Source organism: Nocardia sp. XZ_19_385, assembly GCF_015355755.1.
In the GTDB taxonomy this organism is placed as follows: Bacteria; Actinomycetota; Actinomycetes; order Mycobacteriales; family Mycobacteriaceae; genus Nocardia.
In genome coordinates this window covers 2,337,312-2,356,212 of sequence record NZ_JACVEE010000001.1, presented here as the reverse complement: position 1 = coordinate 2,356,212, position 18,901 = coordinate 2,337,312, and the positions used below count along the sequence as shown (strand labels likewise).

19 protein-coding genes are annotated in these 18,901 nt (G+C 68.5%); 6 read left to right on the top strand and 13 right to left on the bottom strand.

The window, feature by feature from the left end:
• Position 1 precedes the first annotated feature (1 nt).
• The gene (locus IBX22_RS11150; RefSeq protein WP_309234536.1) at positions 2 to 1,453 is read right to left on the bottom strand and encodes an LCP family protein; all 1,452 of its coding nucleotides are present in this window, start codon (positions 1,451 to 1,453) and stop codon (positions 2 to 4) included.
• A 154-nt stretch (positions 1,454 to 1,607) separates the two neighbouring features.
• Here IBX22_RS11150 and rfbD point away from each other — a divergent pair, with 154 nt between their 5' ends.
• The 3 genes from rfbD to IBX22_RS11135 all read left to right on the top strand — a co-directional run bounded on the left by rfbD (position 1,608) and on the right by IBX22_RS11135 (position 4,638).
• Positions 1,608 to 2,453 (top strand): dTDP-4-dehydrorhamnose reductase, encoded by an 846-nt coding sequence (rfbD, locus tag IBX22_RS11145; RefSeq protein WP_309234535.1) that lies wholly within the window; start codon positions 1,608 to 1,610, stop codon positions 2,451 to 2,453.
• A 118-nt stretch (positions 2,454 to 2,571) separates the two neighbouring features.
• Positions 2,572 to 3,471, top strand: a complete 900-nt coding sequence (locus IBX22_RS11140; RefSeq protein WP_309234533.1) for a glycosyltransferase family 2 protein — start codon at positions 2,572 to 2,574, stop codon at positions 3,469 to 3,471.
• Between the two features lie 72 nt (positions 3,472 to 3,543).
• A complete protein-coding gene (locus tag IBX22_RS11135; RefSeq protein WP_194815204.1) occupies positions 3,544 to 4,638 on the top strand; it encodes a sugar phosphate nucleotidyltransferase in 1,095 nt (364 codons plus the stop codon).
• Position 4,639: 1 nt separating this feature from the next.
• Here IBX22_RS11135 and IBX22_RS11130 read toward each other — a convergent pair whose 3' ends face one another.
• Positions 4,640 to 5,332 (bottom strand): response regulator, encoded by a 693-nt coding sequence (locus IBX22_RS11130; protein WP_194815203.1) that lies wholly within the window; start codon positions 5,330 to 5,332, stop codon positions 4,640 to 4,642.
• The gene (locus IBX22_RS11125) at positions 5,329 to 6,942 is read right to left on the bottom strand and encodes a sensor histidine kinase (protein WP_194815202.1); all 1,614 of its coding nucleotides are present in this window, start codon (positions 6,940 to 6,942) and stop codon (positions 5,329 to 5,331) included. The genes IBX22_RS11130 and IBX22_RS11125 overlap by 4 nt, the downstream gene beginning before the upstream one ends.
• Before the next feature lie 131 nt (positions 6,943 to 7,073).
• Between IBX22_RS11125 and IBX22_RS11120 the strand changes: the two genes are divergently transcribed.
• Positions 7,074 to 8,459 (top strand): cation:dicarboxylate symporter family transporter, encoded by a 1,386-nt coding sequence (locus tag IBX22_RS11120; RefSeq protein ID WP_194815201.1) that lies wholly within the window; start codon positions 7,074 to 7,076, stop codon positions 8,457 to 8,459.
• Positions 8,460 to 8,587: 128 nt separating this feature from the next.
• On the opposite strand, the gene IBX22_RS11115 is transcribed toward IBX22_RS11120, so the two are convergent.
• Together IBX22_RS11115 and IBX22_RS11110 are read right to left on the bottom strand one after the other, a co-directional pair.
• Positions 8,588 to 8,806 (bottom strand): DUF4287 domain-containing protein, encoded by a 219-nt coding sequence (locus tag IBX22_RS11115; RefSeq protein WP_194815200.1) that lies wholly within the window; start codon positions 8,804 to 8,806, stop codon positions 8,588 to 8,590.
• A gap of 72 nt (positions 8,807 to 8,878) precedes the next feature.
• Complete coding sequence (locus tag IBX22_RS11110; RefSeq protein WP_194815199.1) at positions 8,879 to 9,286, bottom strand: DUF4267 domain-containing protein; 408 nt, start codon at positions 9,284 to 9,286, stop codon at positions 8,879 to 8,881.
• A gap of 118 nt (positions 9,287 to 9,404) precedes the next feature.
• Between IBX22_RS11110 and IBX22_RS11105 the strand changes: the two genes are divergently transcribed.
• Both IBX22_RS11105 and IBX22_RS11100 read left to right on the top strand, forming a co-directional pair.
• Positions 9,405 to 9,986 (top strand): TetR/AcrR family transcriptional regulator, encoded by a 582-nt coding sequence (locus tag IBX22_RS11105; RefSeq protein WP_194815198.1) that lies wholly within the window; start codon positions 9,405 to 9,407, stop codon positions 9,984 to 9,986.
• A gap of 9 nt (positions 9,987 to 9,995) precedes the next feature.
• A complete protein-coding gene (locus IBX22_RS11100; protein WP_194815197.1) occupies positions 9,996 to 11,447 on the top strand; it encodes an NAD(P)/FAD-dependent oxidoreductase in 1,452 nt (483 codons plus the stop codon).
• Here the strand turns inward: IBX22_RS11100 and IBX22_RS11095 are convergent.
• The 8 genes from IBX22_RS11095 to IBX22_RS11060 form a co-directional block, all read right to left on the bottom strand.
• Entirely contained in the window at positions 11,444 to 12,370 is a 927-nt protein-coding gene (locus tag IBX22_RS11095) for a cation diffusion facilitator family transporter (RefSeq protein WP_194815196.1), read from the bottom strand. The two genes, IBX22_RS11100 and IBX22_RS11095, sit on opposite strands and share 4 nt — an antisense overlap.
• Before the next feature lie 51 nt (positions 12,371 to 12,421).
• Positions 12,422 to 13,342 (bottom strand): cation diffusion facilitator family transporter, encoded by a 921-nt coding sequence (locus IBX22_RS11090; protein WP_194815195.1) that lies wholly within the window; start codon positions 13,340 to 13,342, stop codon positions 12,422 to 12,424.
• Positions 13,343 to 13,417: 75 nt separating this feature from the next.
• Positions 13,418 to 14,644, bottom strand: coding sequence for a mannose-6-phosphate isomerase, class I (manA, locus tag IBX22_RS11085; protein WP_194815194.1), 1,227 nt, complete (start codon positions 14,642 to 14,644; stop codon positions 13,418 to 13,420).
• Positions 14,644 to 15,864 carry a tobH protein gene (locus IBX22_RS11080; RefSeq protein ID WP_194815193.1) on the bottom strand — a complete coding sequence of 407 codons (1,221 nt, stop codon included), beginning with the start codon at positions 15,862 to 15,864 and terminating at the stop codon, positions 14,644 to 14,646. Before IBX22_RS11080 ends, manA begins: the two co-directional genes overlap by 1 nt.
• 49 nt (positions 15,865 to 15,913) lie before the next feature.
• Positions 15,914 to 17,290: a phosphomannomutase/phosphoglucomutase gene (locus IBX22_RS11075; RefSeq protein ID WP_194815192.1), complete on the bottom strand. Its 1,377-nt coding sequence runs from the start codon at positions 17,288 to 17,290 to the stop codon at positions 15,914 to 15,916.
• Positions 17,291 to 17,445: 155 nt separating this feature from the next.
• On the bottom strand, positions 17,446 to 17,832 hold the full coding sequence (locus tag IBX22_RS11070) for a DUF3499 domain-containing protein (RefSeq protein ID WP_228538736.1): 387 nt from the start codon (positions 17,830 to 17,832) through the stop codon (positions 17,446 to 17,448).
• 75 nt (positions 17,833 to 17,907) lie between these two features.
• Complete coding sequence (locus IBX22_RS11065) at positions 17,908 to 18,381, bottom strand: metallopeptidase family protein (protein WP_194815190.1); 474 nt, start codon at positions 18,379 to 18,381, stop codon at positions 17,908 to 17,910.
• 97 nt (positions 18,382 to 18,478) lie between these two features.
• Entirely contained in the window at positions 18,479 to 18,712 is a 234-nt protein-coding gene (locus tag IBX22_RS11060; RefSeq protein ID WP_194815746.1) for a WhiB family transcriptional regulator, read from the bottom strand.
• Positions 18,713 to 18,901: the final 189 nt, after the last annotated feature.

The following is an 18,901-nucleotide window of genomic DNA, read 5'->3' as shown; positions in this document are numbered from 1 at the left end:
TTCAGTTCACGCATTTCGGTCCGTTCTGGCCAGCGGAGATCGGTGGGGCGGGCGGCACCGGTGTCGCCGACGTCGACGACGAACCGGTGAAGTCGAACATGGAACTCGCGGCCGAGCCCGGACCAGAATAGTCGCTTGCCAGCACGACGCTGACCGCTTCCGGCGACATCATCGGATCCGCGACGACGGTGAGTCCGCCCAGGACCCGCGCCACCTCCTTGGCCTTGGCGTTCGAGGTGCTCGCCGCCAGGACCCGCGTGCTCATCACGCTGCCGCCGTTGTAGTTGCCGACCTGGCCTGGCTGGAAACCCTTGACGGCCAGCGCCTGTGACACCTTCGAGGCCAGCCCGCCGACACCGCTGGCATTGAGGACGCTCACCGTCACGGTCGTCGGATCGAAGCTGGGCTCCTCGGACTCGTCGGACTTGCCGTCCACCAGCGCCGAGACGAACGCCTTCACCATGCGCGGCTCCACCCGGACCACGGATTCACCGTCGTTGGTCATGCCGTTGAGGTCGGCCACCGGGATGGTCTCGAATTTCACATGCCCGCCGGAGAGGTCCTTGAGCTGCTTGAGGAACGAGATCACATCCCAGCTGCCGTCCAGCACCACCGTGCGCCCGACCGCGGAGCTGAGGTCCTGCAGCCGCATCGGGTTGCTGAGGGTCCGCGCGCTGAGCATCTGATTGGTCAGCTGCGCCAGGAAGACCTGCTGACGGACGATCCGGTCGATGTCGCCGCGCGGCAGGTTGTGCCGCTGGCGCACGAAGCTGAGTGCCTGCGCGCCGTTGAGGCGCTGGCGTCCGGCGGGGAAGTCCGCGCCCGACATCCACTCGTCCACCGGCTCGTTCAGGCACACCTCCACGCCGCCGACCGCATCGGTGAGCAGTACGAAGCCCAGAAAGCTGATTTCGGCGTAGTGGTCGACGGTGAGGCCGGTGAGCGTGCCGACGGACTTGATCAGCGCCTGCCGCCCGGCCTGGATGGACTGCGTCTCCGCCGAGGACTCCGAGACGCCCTGGGCCAGCAGTTTTTCCTTCAGGGTCAGCTTGGTGGCGCCGTAGGCCGAGTTGATTTTGCTGGGGCCGATGCCGGGCACTTCGACGTAGCTGTCGCGGGGGATGGAGATGGCGGTCGCGGACCGGCCGTCGTTCGGGACGCGCACCAGCATGATGGTGTCGGTGTTCATGCCGACTTCGTCGCCGGCGTGCAGCATCGCCCGTTCGTCCGCGCTGAGCGGGTTGCCGTGCGCGTCGGTGCGGCTGTCCACACCGACCAGCAGGATGTCGGTGGCACCGTCGCGCTGGCCGCCCAGGCCCAGATCGCTGATCCGCTCGATGCCCGAGACCAGCGAATCGATACTGCGCCAGGCGAATCCGGTGAGCACGAACACCAGCACCGCACCGGCCGCGACCACGATGCGGCCGAGGCCCACCGATCTCTCTCCAGTCACTCTCAGCGTCCTTCCAACTGACCCGATGCCCGCCTTCCGCCGCCCCGCAACCGCCCGAATGCCTGAACCCCGGACTTCTTGGGGCTCAAGGCTAACCGGCGGTTACCAGACCGGAGCGCACCCGCAGGCTGCACGGCGTGCCAGACTGCACTCCGTGACCGGATCGCCCGAATCGTTTGCTCACCTCGTCGTGACCGGCGCGCACGGCCAAGTGGGGCGCGAGTTGCTGCGCCTGGCGCCCGGTGCGCGCGCCTACGGCCGCGGCGACCTCGACATCACCGACCCCGGCGCCGTCGCCGCTGTGTGTACCCCGGGAACCGTGGTGCTCAACTGCGCGGCCTACACCGCGGTGGATCAGGCCGAAACCGACCCGGAAGCCGCTTTCGCGGCCAATGCGACCGGACCCGCCGTCCTCGCCGCTGCCTGCGCGCGGGCCGATGCCCGGCTCATTCACCTCTCGACCGACTATGTCTTCGGTGGTACCCACAATCGGCCTTATGACACGGGCGATACGACCGCGCCCGCAACGGTTTACGGCCGCACCAAACTGGCGGGGGAGCAGGCGATCATGGACTCGGGCGCGCACGCCCACATCGTGCGCACCGCATGGGTATACGCGGGCGGCACAGGCGATTTCGTCGGCACCATGCGGCGGCTGGAACGCGAACGCGACACCATCGACGTGGTGAACGACCAGCTCGGATCGCCCACCTACGCCGCCGACCTGGCCGTGGGCCTGCTGGAGCTGGCCGGACGCCCGGACGCGCCACGCCTACTGCACGCCACCAACACCGGCCAGGCCACCTGGTTCGACCTGGCTCGCGCGGTCTTCGAGGAGGTCGGCGCGGACCCCGCCCGAGTGCGGCCCTGCGACTCGTCCGCATTCCCGAGACCCGCACCGCGCCCGGCGTATTCGGTCCTGTCCAACCGCGCCTGGATCGAGGCGGGTCTGACCCCGCTCCGCCCTTGGCGAGAAGCCCTCCACGCCGCTCTGCACTGATTTCCACAACCCTGCCGCCCGGGACCGCTTGCCGCGCGCAAACTTCCGGCAGTGCGCCCGTCAGTCTCCCTGGACTCGGGGACGCGCGGGCGCGGCGCGGCGACTAGGCTCCAGAGCCGTGAGCGCTTCCGATCAGTTGGCCCCTGGTGGCCTGGCCGTTGTCACGGTGACTTATTCACCTGGCGAACATCTCGAGCACTTCATCTCCACCCTGGCCACCGCCACCAGCGAGAAACCGCAGGTGATCCTGGCCGACAACGGATCCACCGACGGGACGCCCGAACTGGCCGCCGAGGCCAACGCGCACGTGCGCCTGCTGCGCACCGGCGGCAATATCGGTTACGGCGGCGCCATCAACCGCGCGGTCGCCGAGATCGACCCGAGCATCGAGTTCATCGTCATCGCCAACCCGGACATCCGCTGGAGCACCGACTCCATCGATCAGCTGCTCACCGCCGCCCAGCGCTGGCCGCGCGCGGGCGCCCTGGGCCCGCTGGTGCGCGAACCCGACGGCAGCGTCTACCCGTCCGCCCGCGCGGTGCCCGGCCTGCTCGACGGTGCTGGCCACGCCATCCTCGGCTCCGTCTGGCCCGGCAACCCGTGGACCCAGCGCTACCGCCGCGACAACGAGCAGCTCGCCGAACGCACCGTCGGCTGGCTGTCGGGCTCCTGCCTGCTAGTTCGCCGCCAGGCCTTCGACTCCATCGACGGTTTCGACTCCCGCTACTTCATGTACATGGAGGACGTGGACTTCGGCGACCGGATGGGCAAGGCCGGCTGGCACAACGTGTTCGTGCCGACCGCCGAGGTCACCCACGCCAAAGGTCATGCCGCCGGCAAGCATCCGGAACTGATGCTGCCCGCGCACCACGCCAGTGCCTACCGCTTCCAGGCCGATCGGCATCCGCACTGGTGGCAGGCACCGCTGCGGCTGGCACTGCGGGCCGGACTTGCGATTCGCGAGCGGATTGCGGTTCGATCGGCGCTGCGCCAGCAGGCGCGCGAAGCAGCTCAGTAGCCGCACAGCAAGCTAGCCTGGATCAGGCATGTGCCCTGGCGGAAATGATCCAGAAGTGAACGGGGAACGTTGATGGGCAGTGACCCTGCAAAGAACGCAGGCAACACCGACGCGGTGATCCTGGTCGGGGGCAAGGGCACCCGGCTGCGTCCGCTCACCCTTTCGGCGCCCAAGCCGATGTTGCCGACCGCCGGGCTGCCCTTCCTCACGCACCTGCTCGCGCGCATCGCCGACGCCGGGATCACCCACGTGGTGCTCGGCACCTCGTTCAAGGCCGAGGTGTTCGAGGAACACTTCGGCGACGGCGCCGAGCTCGGCCTGGAGCTCGAGTACGTCACCGAGACCGAACCGCTGGGCACCGGCGGCGGCATCCGCAACGTGCTGTCCAAGCTGCGCGCCGACAACGTGATGGTCTTCAACGGTGACGTGCTCGGCGGCACCGACCTCGGCGCGATCCTCGACACCCACGAGAACACCAACGCCGACGTCACCCTGCACCTGGTGCGGGTGAGCGACCCGCGCGCGTTCGGCTGTGTGCCCACCGACGAGAACGGCCGCGTCACCGCCTTCCTGGAGAAGACCCAGGATCCGCCGACCGACCAGATCAACGCCGGCTGCTACGTCTTCCGCCGCGAATACATCGAGAAGATCCCGCCCGGCCGCCCGGTCTCGGTGGAACGCGAGGTCTTCCCGGCGTTGCTCGCCGAGGGCGCGAAGGTGCAGGGCCACGTCGACTCCTCCTACTGGCGCGACATGGGCACTCCGGAAGACTTCGTCCGCGGCTCCGCCGACCTCGTCCGCGGCATCGCCCCCTCCCCGGCCCTGCCCGGCCAGCGCGGCGAATCCCTGGTCCACCCGGGCGCGGGCGTAGCCCCCGGCGCGCTGCTCATCGGCGGCACCGTTGTCGGCCGCGGCGCGGAAATCGGTGCGGGCGCACGCTTGGACGGCGCGGTCGTCTTCGACGGCGCGGTCATCGAAGCAGGCGCGACGGTGGAGCGCTCCATCATCGGCTTCGGCGCTCGCATCGGCCCCCGCGCTCTCGTCCGCGACGGCGTCATCGGCGACGGCGCGAACGTCGGCGCTCGCTGTGAGCTGTTGCGCGGTGCCAGAGTCTGGCCGGGCGTCGAGATCCCGGATGGCGGCATCCGCTTCTCGACCGACGTCTGAGTCAGCTCTTCCAGAGGTAGCGCGTCTTCGGGCGACCGGCTCGGCCGTAGTCGGAGCGGCGCAGGACCAGGCCGTCGTCGGCGAGTTTCTCCAGGTACCGCCATGCCGTGATGCGGGAGACGCCGATGGAGGTGGCGGTGTCGGCGGCGGTCATGCCTTCGGCGGCGTCGCGGACGACGCGCGAGATTTCCTCGAGTGTTTGGGGCGCAACGCCTTTGGGTGCGCTGGCGCGTTGGTCTGTGGTGCGCAGGGCGGACAGCGCTCGATCGATGTCGTTCTGCGTGATCGCGGATTCCCCTGCGGGCAAGGCGGTTCGGAATTCGCGGTAGCGCTCGAGTTTTTCGCGGAACGCGGCGAAGGTGAAGGGCTTGAGCAGGTAGAGGACGACGCCGTGGGAGACCGCAGTGCGGACCAGGGCGAGGTCGCGAGCCGAGGTGATCGCGATGACGTCGGGGCGGGGAGCGAGGCCGGAGAGCGCGGCGGCGACATCCAGACCGCTGGTGTCGGGCAGCCCGATGTCCATGAGTACCAAGTCGATCGGCGTGCCCTCGGCGGCGGCTTCGGCGGCGGCGCGCATGGCGTCGCGGCCGGTGTGGGCGATGCCGGCCGGGGTGAAGCCCTCGATGCGGGCGACGTAGGCGTGGTGCGCCTCGGCGATCAAGGGTTCGTCTTCGACGATGAGCACTCGGATCACGATTGTTCCTGTCTAACTGCGTTATTCGCGGTGTCGCGTGGGATTGCCACGGTCACCGCACTTTCTGGGTTTCGCTCGGTGCCGATGACACCGCCGTGGCGGCCGACGAGCCGGTGCACCAGCGCCAGCCCGAGACCTTGGTGGTCAGATTTGGTGGTGTAGCCGCGCTCCGCGGCGCGGGCGAAGGCTTCCTGCGACATACCGGGACCGCTGTCGGCGACCCGGACCAGCAATGCGGAAGGCTCCGGCGGTCCGGACTCGCCCCCCGGCCCGGAATCCTGTTGCCGGACAGTGACTTCCACCCACCCTCCCGCTCGATCTGCAGCAGCGTCGATCGCGTTGTCGATGAGGTTGCCGACCAGGGTGACTGCCTCGTGGGCGGACAGCGGCGCGGTCGAATCCAGCGCGGTGTCCTCGGAAATGGTGAGCTCGACACCGCGTTCGGCGGCTTGGTTCACCTTGCCCAGCAGCAGCGCCGCCAGCGCCGGATCCCCGACGGCGGCGAGCAAACGGTCGATGAGATTCTGCGAGAGCTCGAGTTCGGCGGTGGCGAACTGCACGGCTTCCTCGTGCTTGCCGAGTTCGACCATGGTGACCACGGTGTGCAGCCGGTTCGCCGATTCGTGGGCCTGCGCGCGCAGCGACTCGGCGAAACCGCGCACCGAGTCGAGTTCGCCCATGACGGTGCGCAATTCGGTGTGATCGCGGATCGTCATGACGGTGCCGAGCGGCGCCCGCCCGGACTGCACGATGTCCTGGTTGACGAGCAGGATCCGGTCCCCGGTGACATGCATTTCGTCGCGCACCACGCCCCAGCTCATGCGCTGCATCGACACCGGCAGGTCCGCGCGGTGCACCGGCCCGTCCGGCAGGTCCAGCAATCGGCGCGCCTCGTCGTTCACCACCTCGGCCGCTTCGTTCGTGCCGAACACGACCAGACCTTCGTGGATGGAGTGCAGGACCGCGTCGTGCTGTTCGTACATCACGCGTAGTTCGTCGGGTGCGAGCCCGTGGGTCTGCCGGCGTAGTCGGCGGCTCAGCAGGAAGGACCCGGCCGCCGCGACCAGCAGACCGAGCAGCGCCACGCTCAGGATCTTCGGCAGCTGATTGCCGATCTCCTCGCTGATGCGCGCCCGGGTCACCCCCGCGGACACCAGGGCGATGATCCGCCCGGACTCGTCGCGCACCGGGGTGACCGCGCGGATGGAGGGCCCGAGAGTGCCGGTGAAGGTCTCGGTGAAGGTCTCCCCGGCCAGCGCGCGATCGATGTTGCCGCTGAACGGGTGGCCGATCTGCGCCGGATTGGTGTGCGTGTATCGGGTCCGGTCCGGCCCCATCACCACGATGAAGTCCATGCCGGTCTGGACCCGGATCCCCTCGGTCACCGGTTGCAGCAGGGCGGTCGGATCGGGGGAGCGGACCGCGGCCGCGGTGGACGGGACCTTCGCCACGGTCACCGCGACGTCGATGGTCTCCTGCTCGGTGGTCCGATCGCTGGTGCGCCGCGCGTCGAATACCGCCAGCACCGCCCCGATTCCGATCACCAGCGCGATCACGATCAGCTGCAGCACGAACGCCTGTGCGGCGAGGGATAGTCGACCTCGTCTCACCTGCCGACCTCCAAACGCACGAGCTGAACGTAATGCAATAAACCGTGACCCAGGTCACCCGGGTCGTCATCATTTTGCACAGGGGTCCACAGGCCCGTTCACGCCGGTACCTTCGGAAGGCAATCCTCGCCATGAGCGACACAACTACACAGGGGACGAGCGCGCCCAAGCGCGATCGCACCCATTGGCTATATCTGGGCGTTCTGGCGGCGGTTGTCGCCGGCGTCATCGTCGGCAAGGTGGCCCCGGAGTTCGCGGTCTCGCTGGAACCGCTGGGCAAGATCTTCGTCAATCTGATCAAGATGATGATCGCGCCCGTCATCTTCTGCACCATCGTGCTCGGTATCGGCTCGGTGCGCGCCGCGGCCACCGTCGGCAAGGTCGGCGGCCTGGCCTTCGCCTACTTCCTGGTCATGTCGACCGCGGCCCTGGGTATCGGCCTGGTGGTCGGTAACCTGCTCGAGCCCGGCTCGGGCCTGAACGTCAGCAAGGCCGCCGCCAGCCAGGGCGCCAAGTACGCCGACCAGGCGCACGCCGCGGGCGGCACCTGGGAATTCATCCAGAACATCGTGCCGACGACGCTGGTGTCCGCGCTGACCTCGGGCAGTGTGCTGCAAGCGCTGTTCGTCGCGCTGCTGGTCGGGTTCGCGCTGCAGGCCATGGGCAAGACAGGCGAACCGATCCTGCGCGGCATCGCGGCCATGCAGAAGCTGGTGTTCCGGGTCCTGGTGATGATCCTGTGGCTGGCCCCGATCGGCGCGTTCGGCGCGATCGCGACCGTGGTCGGCAAGACCGGCTGGTCCGCGGTGGTGCAGCTGGCCACGCTGATGCTCGCCTTCTACCTGACCTGCCTGGTGTTCGTCTTCGGTGTGCTCGGTGTGCTGATCCGGGTGGTCTCGCGGGTCTCGATCTTCAAGCTGGTGCGCTACCTGGCCCGCGAGTACATGCTGATCGTGGGCACCTCGTCCTCGGAGTCGGCGCTGCCGCGCCTGATCGCGAAGATGGAGCACCTCGGCATCGAGAAGACCACGGTGGGTGTCGTTGTGCCGACCGGGTATTCGTTCAACCTCGACGGCACCGCCATCTACCTGACCATGGCTTCGATCTTCATCGCCGACGCGATGGGCAAGCCGCTGAGCATCGGCGAGCAGGTCGGCCTGCTGGTGTTCATGATCGTGGCGTCGAAGGGCGCGGCGGGCGTCACCGGCGCGGGCCTGGCGACGCTGGCGGGCGGCCTGCAGAGCCATCGGCCGGAACTGCTCGACGGCGTCGGCCTGATCGTCGGCATCGACCGGTTCATGTCCGAGGCCCGCGCGGTCACCAACTTCTCCGGCAACGCGGTCGCCACCGTGCTCATCGGCACCTGGACCAAGACCCTCGACCCGGAACGCGTGCGCGCGGTGCTGAACAAGGAGATTCCGTTCGACGAGCAGACCATGGTCGATGACCACGGTCCCGCCGAAGACAACCCAGACCTCGAGCCGGGAGAACCCGAAAAATCCCTCCAACCGGCTTGATTCGGTCCTGACGTCCCGGCCATAAGCAGGGACATCGGGGCAGTGCCGGCGGTCGGTCGCTCTACCGGCCATCGGCACACCAAACCACGAAGGGCCCGCGAATCCGCGGGCCCTTCGTTGTGTGTTTTTCAGGAAGCCCACTTCTCGGGATTCAGGTAGTGCTGGGTGATGGCGGTGGCGTGGCCGTGCCCGAAGCCGTGCTCGGTCTTGAGCCAGCCGACGAGCTCCTTGAATGAGGTCAGTCCGGTTTCCTGCATGGCCGCCTTCCACTCGTCGATCGAGCGGCCGTACTTGGCCTCGATGGACGGGAAGTAGGAAGCGGGTCCGTGCGGCTGGGTGGCGGCCATGGTGTTCTCCTTGCTCGTAGTCGCGTTACCCCTATTGACGGGGGCGCCGCCGGAAATTCATCGGTGGGTCGTTCAGGCCGCGACGGGAACCTGAGCGATCCGGCGCTCCCAGATCAGCAGCGCGCCGGTGAGGGCGACGAAGACGGCGGTCAGGCCGTGCACGCTGAGGGCGGTCGCGGTCGACCCGTCCCAGCGGAGGATGGTGAGCATGTCGCCGAACGGGATCAGCGCCATCGCCAGGGTGGTGATGCCGAGCGCGTAGCGCTGTTTGGCGGCGAGCAGCGCCAGGATGATGACGCCGGTCCCGATATCGCGCACGCCCTTGACGTTCAGGAACCCGGCGGCATCACCCTGCGGCCAGGCCGGGAGGCCGAAACCGCTGGCGGTGGCGTCGGGGAGGAACTGGTAGCTCACACCGACGTAGATGATGAAGAGCCCCCCGATGAGGGAGAAGACGGTGGCGATGCGCGAGACGTTCATGGTGACTCCTGTTGTGCGGCACCGGTATCCCCGGTGCTCTTTTTTCTAGCGGCGCTAGGTTCGATAGCAACTGTAAACGAGCTTCGGTAGTTTGTCTAGCGCTGCTAGAATTTCGATCATGAGCCCGCAAACCCGCAAGGAACGCGAACGCGCCGAACGGCATCAGCGCATCATCGACACCGCCCGTGAACTCGCCGAAACCGAGGGCTGGGAGGCGGTGACGGTGCGCAAACTCGCCGAACGCATCGAGTACAGCCAGCCCGTGCTCTACAGCCACTTCGCCGGCAAGTCGGCCATCGTCTCCGCCGTCGCACTCGAGGGAATCATCGATCTCACAACAGCTTTGCGCGCCGCGCGCGAGTCCGCCGCCTCCCCGGAGGACGCTCTCGGCAAGGTGGCCCGCGCCTACCTGACCTTCGCCGCCGACAACTCGGCCCGCTACGACGCGATGTTCGTGCAGAAGACCGACCTCGCCTTCGGTCCCGACGCTCCCCAGCCCCTCCGCGACGCATTCGCCGAAATCCAGGCATTGTTCGTCCCCTTCGCCGACAAATCCGACCTCGCGGCCCGAACCGAGGTCGCCTGGAGCTCTATGCACGGCATCGCGACCCTCGACCGCTCCGGCCGCCTGGTCGATGACCTGCGCGAGCAACGCCTGGCCATCCTCGTGGACGAGTGGCTCGCGGCCGTTCAGCGGTAGCGTGGGGTTATGGCTGATGTCGCAGTGGTCGGTTCCGGACCCAACGGACTAGCCGCGGCGGTGATTCTGGCGCGGGCAGGTCTCTCGGTGGAGGTCTTCGAGGCCCAGCCCACCGCCGGTGGCGGTTGCCGCACCGACGAGCTCACCCTGCCCGGCTATCACCACGACGTGTGCGCCGGTGCGCATCCGATGGCGTTGGCCTCCCCGTTCTTTCGCGCGTTCGACCTGAAGGCGCACGGCGTCGATCTGCTCACGCCCGAGGTGTCTTTCGCGCATCCGCTCGACGGTGGCCGCGCCGGGTTGGCCTGGCGCGATCTCGATCGAACCGTGGCCGGGCTCGGCCGCGACGGCGCCGCGTGGCGCGGCCTGTTCGAACCGCTGGTGCGGGACTGGCAGGGCGTCGTCGATGTCGCGATGTCGGATCTGCGCCGTCCACCCGCCGGTCTGGCCACCGCCGCGCGCTTCGGCCTGCGCCTGCTCGAACAGGGATCTCCCCTGTGGAACAAGCGTTTTCAGGATGACGTCGCGCCGGCGCTGCTGAGCGGCGTTGCCGCGCACGCGATTACGCAGCCACGCGCACTCCCCGCCGTGGGCGCGGGCCTGCTGCTCGGCACGCTCGCCTACGCGGGCGGCTGGGTCCTGCCGCGGGGCGGCAGTCAAGCCATCCCGAACGCGCTCATCACCGAACTCGAACGTCTCGGCCGCAAGGTCTACACCGGTCAGCGGGTCGACTCGCTCGCCGAATTCGGTACCGCCCGTGCGGTAATCCTCGACACCTCCCCGGCGGAACTCCTGCGTATCGGCGGGGATCGGCTGCCGCAGCGGTATGCGAATCAGCTCGGCCGGGTCCGCTACGGCGGCGCGGCATGCAAGGTCGATTTCGCGCTCTCGGGTCCGGTTCCGTGGCGCGCCAACGGGTGTGAGCTCGCGGGCACCCTGCACCTGGCCGGCACTCGCGAGGAAATTATGACCGCCGAAGCCGCCGTCGCCGCGGGCCGGCACGCCGAACGGCCCTACGTGCTGGCCATCCAGCCCGGGGTTGTCGACGACACCCGCGCCCCGGCGGGCGGGCACACCTTCTACACCTACGCGCACGTCCCGAACGGCTCCACCCGCGACATCAGCGATCAGGTTGTCGCCCAGGTGGAACGCTTCGCCCCCGGTTTCTCCGATCTCATCCTGGCCAAGCACGTGTGGACCGCCGCCGAGCTCCCGGCGCACAATGCCAACTACTTCGGCGGCGACATCTCGGCGGGGGCGATGAACCTGCGCCAGACGGCTTTCCGGCCGATCGCCCGCTGGAATCCCTATGCCACAGCAATTCCCGGCGTCTACATGTGCTCCGCGTCGACCCCGCCCGGACCGGGTGTGCACGGCATGAACGGAATGCATGCCGCCCGGCATGTGCTGCGGCGCGAATTCGGTATCCGCACAAGCCCGTTGGAGCTGCTGGAGCGCTAGCTCGGGAGCGGCTTCGGGCGGTAGATCTCCGGCTCCAGATAGACCACGTCGACGTTCGGCACAGCCATGCGCACCCGGTCCTCGGCGTCGTTGATCGCGTCCGCGACCTCGGTGACATCCAGGAACGGCGTCATCCGGATCTTCGCGGCCACCATGAGCTGATCCGGCGCGAGGTATTCGGTCCGCAAGCGCAGCACCTGATCGATGCGGTTGCCGTCGACCAGGTGCGCCCGGATCGCGGCGTCCTCCGCCGGGGTGGCGCCCTCGCCGATGAGCAGGCTCTTCATCTCCACGATCAGGATGACGGCGATGACACCGAGCAGGATGCCGATGGCCAGGGTGCCGATGCCGTCCCAGATCGGGTTGCCGGTCAGCATGGTCAGGCCGACGCCGGCGAAGGCGAAGGTCAGGCCGATCAGGGCCCCGCTGTCCTCCAGCAGCACCACGGGCAGTTCGGGATTGCGGGAGTCGCGGATGAACTGCCACCAGCTGCCACGGCCCTTGAGGCTGCGGGATTCCCGCATGCCGGTGCGCAGGCTGAAGGTTTCCAGGCACAGTGCGACCACGAGGATGACGATCGCCACGATCGGCTTCTCCAGGTGCTCCGGATCGCGAATCTTGTTGAACCCGTCATGGATCGCGGTGAGCGAGCCGAGGGTGAACAGCACCAGCGCCACCACGAACGCGTAGAAGTAGCGGTTGCGCCCGTAGCCGAAGGGGTGCTTCGCGTCGGCCTCGTGCTCGGAGCGCTTCTGCCCGATCAGCAGCAGACCCTGATTACCGGTGTCGGCGACCGAATGGATCGCCTCGGCCATCATCGACGAGGATCCGGTGATGAGGGCGCCCGCGAACTTCGCCACGGTGATCCCGGCGTTCGCGCCCAGCGCCGCGAAGATCGCTGTCCTGCTGCTGCCGGCTGACATGCCGCCAAACTACCGGCGGCCGGTCCGAACCGGCCGCCGACACACCTGCTGCTAGACGTGATCCGCGCGGTACAGGTCCGGCTCCAGGTAGATCATCCGGGCGGCCGGAACGGCGGCGCGCACGCGCGCCTCGGCTTCGTCGATGGCGGTGGCGATCTCGGCGATCTCGAGGCCGGGGGCGATGGCGACCTTCGCCGCGACCAGGATCTCCTCCGGGCCGATGTACTGCGTCTTGACGTGGATGAGACTGGTGATCTGGGTGCCGTCGACCAGGTTCTCCTTGATCAGCTTGTCCTCGGCGGCCGTGGCACCCTCGCCGATCAGCAGGCTGTGCATCTCGATGATCAGGATGATCGCGATGACACCCAGCAACAGGCCGATCGCCAGGGTGCCGATGCCGTCCCAGATCGCATTGCCGGTCAGCATGGTCAGGCCGACGCCGCCGAGCGCCAGCATCAGACCGACCAGCGCGCCCAGGTCCTCCAGCAGGACGACCGGCAGCTCGGGGCTGCGCGAGGTGCGGATGAACCGCCACCAGGTCGCGTTGCCCTTGAACGGGCGGGATTCCTTGATCGCGGTCCGGAAGCTGTAGGTCTCCAGGCCGATGGCGATCACCAGGATCACGACCGCGACGATCGCCGTGGACAGCGGCTCCGGATGCTGAATCTTGTGGATGCCCTCGTAGATCGCGTAGATCGAGCCGATGGTGAACAGCACCAGGGCGACCACGAAGGAGTAGAAGTATCGGCTGCGGCCATAACCGAACTGATGCAGCTCGTCGGCTTCCTTCTCGGCTTTGCGCTGTCCGAGCAGCAGCAGACCCTGGTTGGAGGTGTCGGCCACCGAGTGCACCGCCTCGGCCAGCATCGAGGCCGAACCGGTGATCGCCGCACCGATGAACTTCGCCACGGCGATACCCGCGTTGGCTGTCAACGCGGCGATAATCGCCTTCTTGCCACCACCAGCAGACATGTCTGGAATGCCCCTCTCCGTCTCACCCGATCCCGGATAACTTAGCGTGTCTGCGGGAAAAGCGGCCGAGGTGCGTCAGTACGACGTCGAGTCTCCGCCGACACACGCGCAGAACACCTGGGCCTCGCCGTCGATCGCGCAGGCGTGAATTTCCTTGTCGGAGGCGGAGATCCAGGCCGCGGATCCACGTTGAAGCAACAGTTCGTCGCCGTCCTGGCGCAGCAGAACGGTGCCGGCCGTGCACAGCACGATGCCCGGCCCGGCCGCCGTCAGCGGTACCTCGGCGCCGGGTTGCAGGTCGACGCGGCGCAGCGCGAATTCCGGGGCGGGCGTGCGGTAGCGCAACGACCCGTCGGGCGCGTACTCCGGCAGCACCACCGGCAGGTCGATCGGCTCGAAGTCCAAGACCCGCAACAGCTCCGGCACATCGACATGCTTCGGCGTGAGGCCGCCGCGCAGCACATTGTCGGAGTTGGCCATGATCTCCACGCCGACCCCGCGCAGGTAGGCATGCAGGTTGCCGGCCGCCAGGAACAGGCCCTGCCCGGGCTCCAGGGTGAGCCGGTTCAGCAGCAGTGCGGCCAGCACCCCCGCGTCACCGGGGTAGGCCTCGGCGAGTTCCAGCGCGGTCTGCACCTCGGGAATGAAGAGCCGCTCGCCCCGGCCGTGCAGGTAGCGCACGCAGCCGTCGAGTACCGCGGGCAGCAGCGATTCGAGCGCGTTCTGCGGCAGCGTGATCCAGGTCGTGAACAACGTGCGCAGCCCAGCGGAATCCGGTTGCGCCGCAAGGAGATCCGCGAACGGCATGAGGCCGGGCACGTCGAGGGCGCGGAGCAGCGCGACGGTGCGGCGCGGATCGCGGAACCCGGCGAGGGCCTCGAATCGGTCCAGCGCCACCACCAGTTCGGGCTTGTGGTTGTCGTCGCGGTAGTTGCGCATCGGCGAATCCAGCGGCACCCGTGCGCGGTTCTCCCGCTCCCAGCCGACCTTGGCCTGCTCCATGCTCGGATGCGCCTGCAGCGACAGCGGTTCCTCCGCGGCCAAGATCTTCAGCAGGAACGGCAGCTTGCCGCCGAATTCCGGTGCGGCCGAACCGAGTTCCCGGCCCGGGTCGGCGGCCAGGAAATCCAGCAGCGAGCGGGTGCCGTGCCCGAGTCGCACGTGTGCCGGATCGGCGGGGTGCGCGCCGAACCACAGTTCGGCTTCGGGATGCGCAGACGGAACCGGTCGGCCGCACAGTTGCGCCAGTGCGGTGCGCGAACCCCAAGCGTAGGAACGAAGTGCACCAACGAGTTCGTGCACTAGTAGCGTCCCCCGTCGAAATGCTCGCCGTCGGTGTTCGCCGGGGCACTGCTGCCGACCAGCCGCAGATAGGCCGCGGCCATCTCCAGGCGCAGTGCGAGGATCGCGAGTTGTTCGAGTTCGGTGCCGTGGCCCGAGCTGCCGGGCCGCCGCGCGGCCGGGTCGTCGATCTTGGCCGCGGCCGGCACGCTCGGGTCGGCCAGCGTGGCCTGCAGCAGGTCGACATCGGCGCTGACCAGGTCGGCGTCCACCAGACCCGATCCGCCGCCGAAGACCGCGATCCGGCGCCGCGCGGCGGCCTGGTCGGGGTCGGCGCTGAGCACGAATACCCGGACGCGCTCCACCGCTACGGGACCGTCGAGTTCCTCGTCGTGGAACAGCGGATCGAAATCGGGGGAGGTGCTGCCCGCGGCGGCGGCGATGTGCGGTTGCGCGGCAACGGCTTCGGCCAGATCCACCCCGGCGGCCACCCGCCCAGCGGACTGCAACAGCACCTCGGCGCCGTGCTCGGCCAATTGGGCCGCGGCGGGGGAATCACCGGCCAGCACGATCCCGCGCTGCTGCATACGCGCGGCGAGGGTCTTGGCCGGATTGTGGAAGACGTCGCTGTGCGGCCCGTCGCGCAACGCCTCGGCGTCCAGCACGTCGGCGAGCGCGGTGAGGTCGGGCACGGCGTTGGCGGTGCGGGTCGGGTCGACCAGGCGCAGCACGGCGATACCGGCGGCCAGGAAGCGCAGCATGCGGTTGTGCGCGAGCACCTGGACCCGCGGCTCCAGAATTGCGGCGCGGCCGGCCGCGGCGGCCCGCAGCGGGCCCTCCAGCGGCGCGGCGACGATGACTTCGGCGCCGCGGTGCACGGCCCGGTCCACCGAATCGATCAGGCGCGGATCACCCGCGTCGTCACCGGCCACCAGCACCACGTCGAGCGGGCCCACCCAGGGCGGCAGCGTGGCCGCGGAGACGATGGGCAGACTGGCGCGGTCGCCGAGGGCGGCGATCAGCAGGTTCGCGGCGCGCGCGGCCCGGCCGGGACCACAGACCAGCACCACGCTGCGAGGTCGTAAGCCGGTGAGGCGAGCGAGCACATCCTCACCGACGGCTGCCGCGGTCGCACGAACCTGCGCGCCGCCGGAAGCGGCCGAGCGCAGGGCCCCGCCGGTATCGGCGGCCTCGAGCGAAGCGGCATCGTCGAGGTCGAGCACCGGTGTTCCAGCGATCATCGGGCGTCCCACCTCCCCTCATCGCGCTGCTGTGATTCCACTATTCCAGTCAGGAGCGGACGATGCTCAGAATCTCCGTCACAAGCTGGTCTACTTCTTCCGGCGATCGGGCTTCGACGTTGAGCCGGAGCAACGGTTCGGTATTCGATGCGCGCAGGTTGAACCAGGCGTCGTCGGGGAGCTGGACGGTCACGCCGTCGAGCCGGTCCACCGCTTTCGCACGATCACCGAACGCTTCCAGCACAGCCAGCGTCCGCTCCTTCGCGTCCGCCACTGTCGAGTTGATCTCCCCGGAGCCCGCATATGTTTCATAGGAGGCCATGAGCTCGGAGATCGGCCGGTCGGATTCGCCGAGCGCGGCCAGCACGTGCAGCGCCGCGAGCATGCCGGAGTCGGCGCCCCAGAAGTCGCGGAAGTAGTAGTGCGCGGAGTGCTCACCACCGAAAACCGCACCGGTGGAGGCCATTTCCTGCTTGATGAAGGAGTGCCCGACGCGGGTGCGCACCGGCGTGCCGCCCAGGCTGGTCACCAGCTCGGGCACCGCGTGCGAGGTGATCAGGTTGTGGATGATCACCGCACCGGGCTCCTTGGTGAGCTCACGCTCCGCGACCAGCGCCGTGATCGCGGAGGGCGAAATCGGGTCGCCCTTCTCGTCGACGACGAAGCAGCGGTCGGCGTCGCCATCGAACGCCAGTCCGATATCGGCGCCGGACTTGCGCACCAGGTCCTGCAGATCGACCAGGTTCTTGGGATCGAGCGGGTTGGCCTCGTGGTTGGGGAAGGAGCCGTCCAGCTCGAAGTAGAGCGGCACGACCTTCAGCTGTGACAGCGTGCCCAGCACCTCGGGGACGGTGTGCCCGCCCATGCCGTTGCCCGCGTCCACCGCGATGGTGAGAGGGCGGATGTCGTCCAGCTCGACCAGGCTGCGCAGATAGGTCGCGTAGGCGGTCAGCAGGTCGACTTCGGTGGCGGTGCCGCGGGCGCCGTCGAAGGTGGGCACCCCGGTGGTCACCTCGGCGGCGATCGTCGCCAGACCGGTGTCCTGGCCGACCGGCAGCGCGTTGGCGCGGCACAGCTTGATGCCGTTGTACTTGGCCGGATTGTGGCTCGCGGTGAACATGGCCCCGGGGCAGCCGAGGTTGCCGGAGGAGAAGTAGAGCTGGTCGGTGGAAGCCAGGCCGATGTGCACCACATCCAGGCCCTGAGCGAGTACCCCGTCGGCGAACGCGGCGGCCAGGCCGGGGGAGGATTCACGCATGTCGTGGCCGATGGTCACGCGGGTCGCGCCCTCGTCGCGCATCAGGCGCGCGAAGGCGGCGCCGACATCGCCGACGAATTGCGCGTCGATCTGTTCTCCGACAACACCGCGGACGTCGTAGGCCTTGATGACCGCGTTCACGGACTCGGCAGAGCGGGCGACTGTCATGCGCACCACCCTAGTGTGCACAGGCACACCGGAACTCAGCTGGGCGGAGTTGGGCGCAGCAACGCGTGGTCCCCGCGGCACGGCGATGCGGGTTTTCAGCTGGGCGGAGTTGGGCGCAGCAACGCGTGGTCCCCGCGGCACGGCGATGCGGGTTTTCAGCTGGGCGGGTCCGGGAGAACACGTAGGTGACCGCGACGGCCGGTGCGGGCGGTGCGTGGCGGCGGGGGAGAGGCGTAGTCGCGGTAGCCGCGATCGGCTGCCGGCTCGGGCGGACGGCGGCGTAGACCGGCCTCGCGCACTGCCTCGGCCAACGCGGTCAGATCGTCGTCATCCGGTGTGCTGGAAGAGAATCCGCCTTCGTGCCGGACCAGCTCCCACCCCTTGGGGGCGGTGATCCGGGATCCGTGGGTTTCACACAGATCCCAGGAGTGCGGTTCGGCGACGGTGGCCAGCGGGCCGACGACTGCCGTGGAGTCGGAGTACACATAGGTGAGCGTCGCGACGGCCGGATTCTTGCAGCCTGGTCGGCAACAACGACGCATGGGGATCACGCCGAGAAGAGTAACCCCCCTGGCGCTTTCGCGGGCTCAGACACGCTCTAGATCACCCGATTCGGGCTATTCGGGATCGATGATCTCGGGGTCGACGCCCAGGTAGGTGGCGATCTGCTGCACCAGCACCTCGCGCAGCAGGTCGACGAGATCGTCCGGGTCACCCGCCCGCAGTTCCAGGGGTTTGCGGAAGAGCACGACCCGGGCCCGGGTGGCGGCGCCGTGCCGATCCACCCCGGCGGGGATCAACCGGGACAGCGGCACCGGCCCGTCGGCCACCACCTCGTCCGGCCAGGTGACCGAATCCGGGTGCAGCGGACGGATTTTCGGCACATCGTCGACCGCGATGTCGAGTTTGGTGAGGCGGTCGTGCCAGCGGCCGTCCAGGGGGGCGAACGCCTCCAGGACGAGCCGGTCGAACTGCTGGCCGCGGGTACGCCAAGCCGGCACGGTCGGGGGAAGCATGGGCCCGCGCACCCCACGGCCGCGGCGGATCACCGACCGGGCGGTCGGGGGTCGTCGGTTGCGGGAGCGTGCCATAGAGAGAAACTTACTGGGGTACTCAGGCAAACTCGCGCCGACCTCGGTAGTGAGGCCGGCGCGAGTCTGCGCTGTCAGAGAAATCGGTACTGCGGGTCTATCCGATGCCGCGTTTGAGTCGGCGGCGCTCCCGCTCGGAGAGACCGCCCCAGATACCGAAGCGTTCGTCGTGGGCGAGTGCGTACTCCAGGCACTCGTCACGAACCTCGCAGCCCATGCAGATCCGTTTCGCCTCGCGGGTCGAGCCGCCCTTCTCGGGGAAGAACGCCTCCGGATCGGTCTGCGCGCACAGGGCACGCTCTTGCCACTGTTCTTCGATTGTTTCGAACATCTCGTCGAAGCCCGTGACGATCAGGCTCAGCCGGGGTGCTGGGACGACCTCGGGGTGCGAGAGCTCATCACCCACCTGGTATTGATTGCCGCCGATGTCTGCGCAGACGCCACGTGCTGCGCCTGCTGTGGAATCGGTTGGCGTGACCATATCGTCGGCCATCGCTCCGCCTCCTCACTGTGTGTTAGC

Excerpts from the sequence above, each read along its gene's own strand:
- IBX22_RS11105 (WP_194815198.1), top strand. The coding sequence starts at position 9,405 with ATGAGCCCGCAAACCCGCAAGGAACGCGAACGCGCCGAACGGCATCAG.
- IBX22_RS11110 (WP_194815199.1), bottom strand. The coding sequence starts at position 9,286 with ATGAACGTCTCGCGCATCGCCACCGTCTTCTCCCTCATCGGGGGGCTC.
- IBX22_RS11060 (WP_194815746.1), bottom strand. The coding sequence starts at position 18,712 with ATGTTCGAAACAATCGAAGAACAGTGGCAAGAGCGTGCCCTGTGCGCG.
- IBX22_RS11075 (WP_194815192.1), bottom strand. The coding sequence starts at position 17,290 with ATGACAGTCGCCCGCTCTGCCGAGTCCGTGAACGCGGTCATCAAGGCC.
- IBX22_RS11095 (WP_194815196.1), bottom strand. The coding sequence starts at position 12,370 with ATGTCAGCCGGCAGCAGCAGGACAGCGATCTTCGCGGCGCTGGGCGCG.
- IBX22_RS11135 (WP_194815204.1), top strand. The coding sequence starts at position 3,544 with ATGGGCAGTGACCCTGCAAAGAACGCAGGCAACACCGACGCGGTGATC.
- IBX22_RS11070 (WP_228538736.1), bottom strand. The coding sequence starts at position 17,832 with ATGCGTCGTTGTTGCCGACCAGGCTGCAAGAATCCGGCCGTCGCGACG.
- IBX22_RS11090 (WP_194815195.1), bottom strand. The coding sequence starts at position 13,342 with ATGTCTGCTGGTGGTGGCAAGAAGGCGATTATCGCCGCGTTGACAGCC.
- IBX22_RS11080 (WP_194815193.1), bottom strand. The coding sequence starts at position 15,864 with ATGATCGCTGGAACACCGGTGCTCGACCTCGACGATGCCGCTTCGCTC.
- IBX22_RS11115 (WP_194815200.1), bottom strand. The coding sequence starts at position 8,806 with ATGGCCGCCACCCAGCCGCACGGACCCGCTTCCTACTTCCCGTCCATC.
- IBX22_RS11100 (WP_194815197.1), top strand. The coding sequence starts at position 9,996 with ATGGCTGATGTCGCAGTGGTCGGTTCCGGACCCAACGGACTAGCCGCG.
- IBX22_RS11120 (WP_194815201.1), top strand. The coding sequence starts at position 7,074 with ATGAGCGACACAACTACACAGGGGACGAGCGCGCCCAAGCGCGATCGC.
- IBX22_RS11065 (WP_194815190.1), bottom strand. The coding sequence starts at position 18,381 with ATGGCACGCTCCCGCAACCGACGACCCCCGACCGCCCGGTCGGTGATC.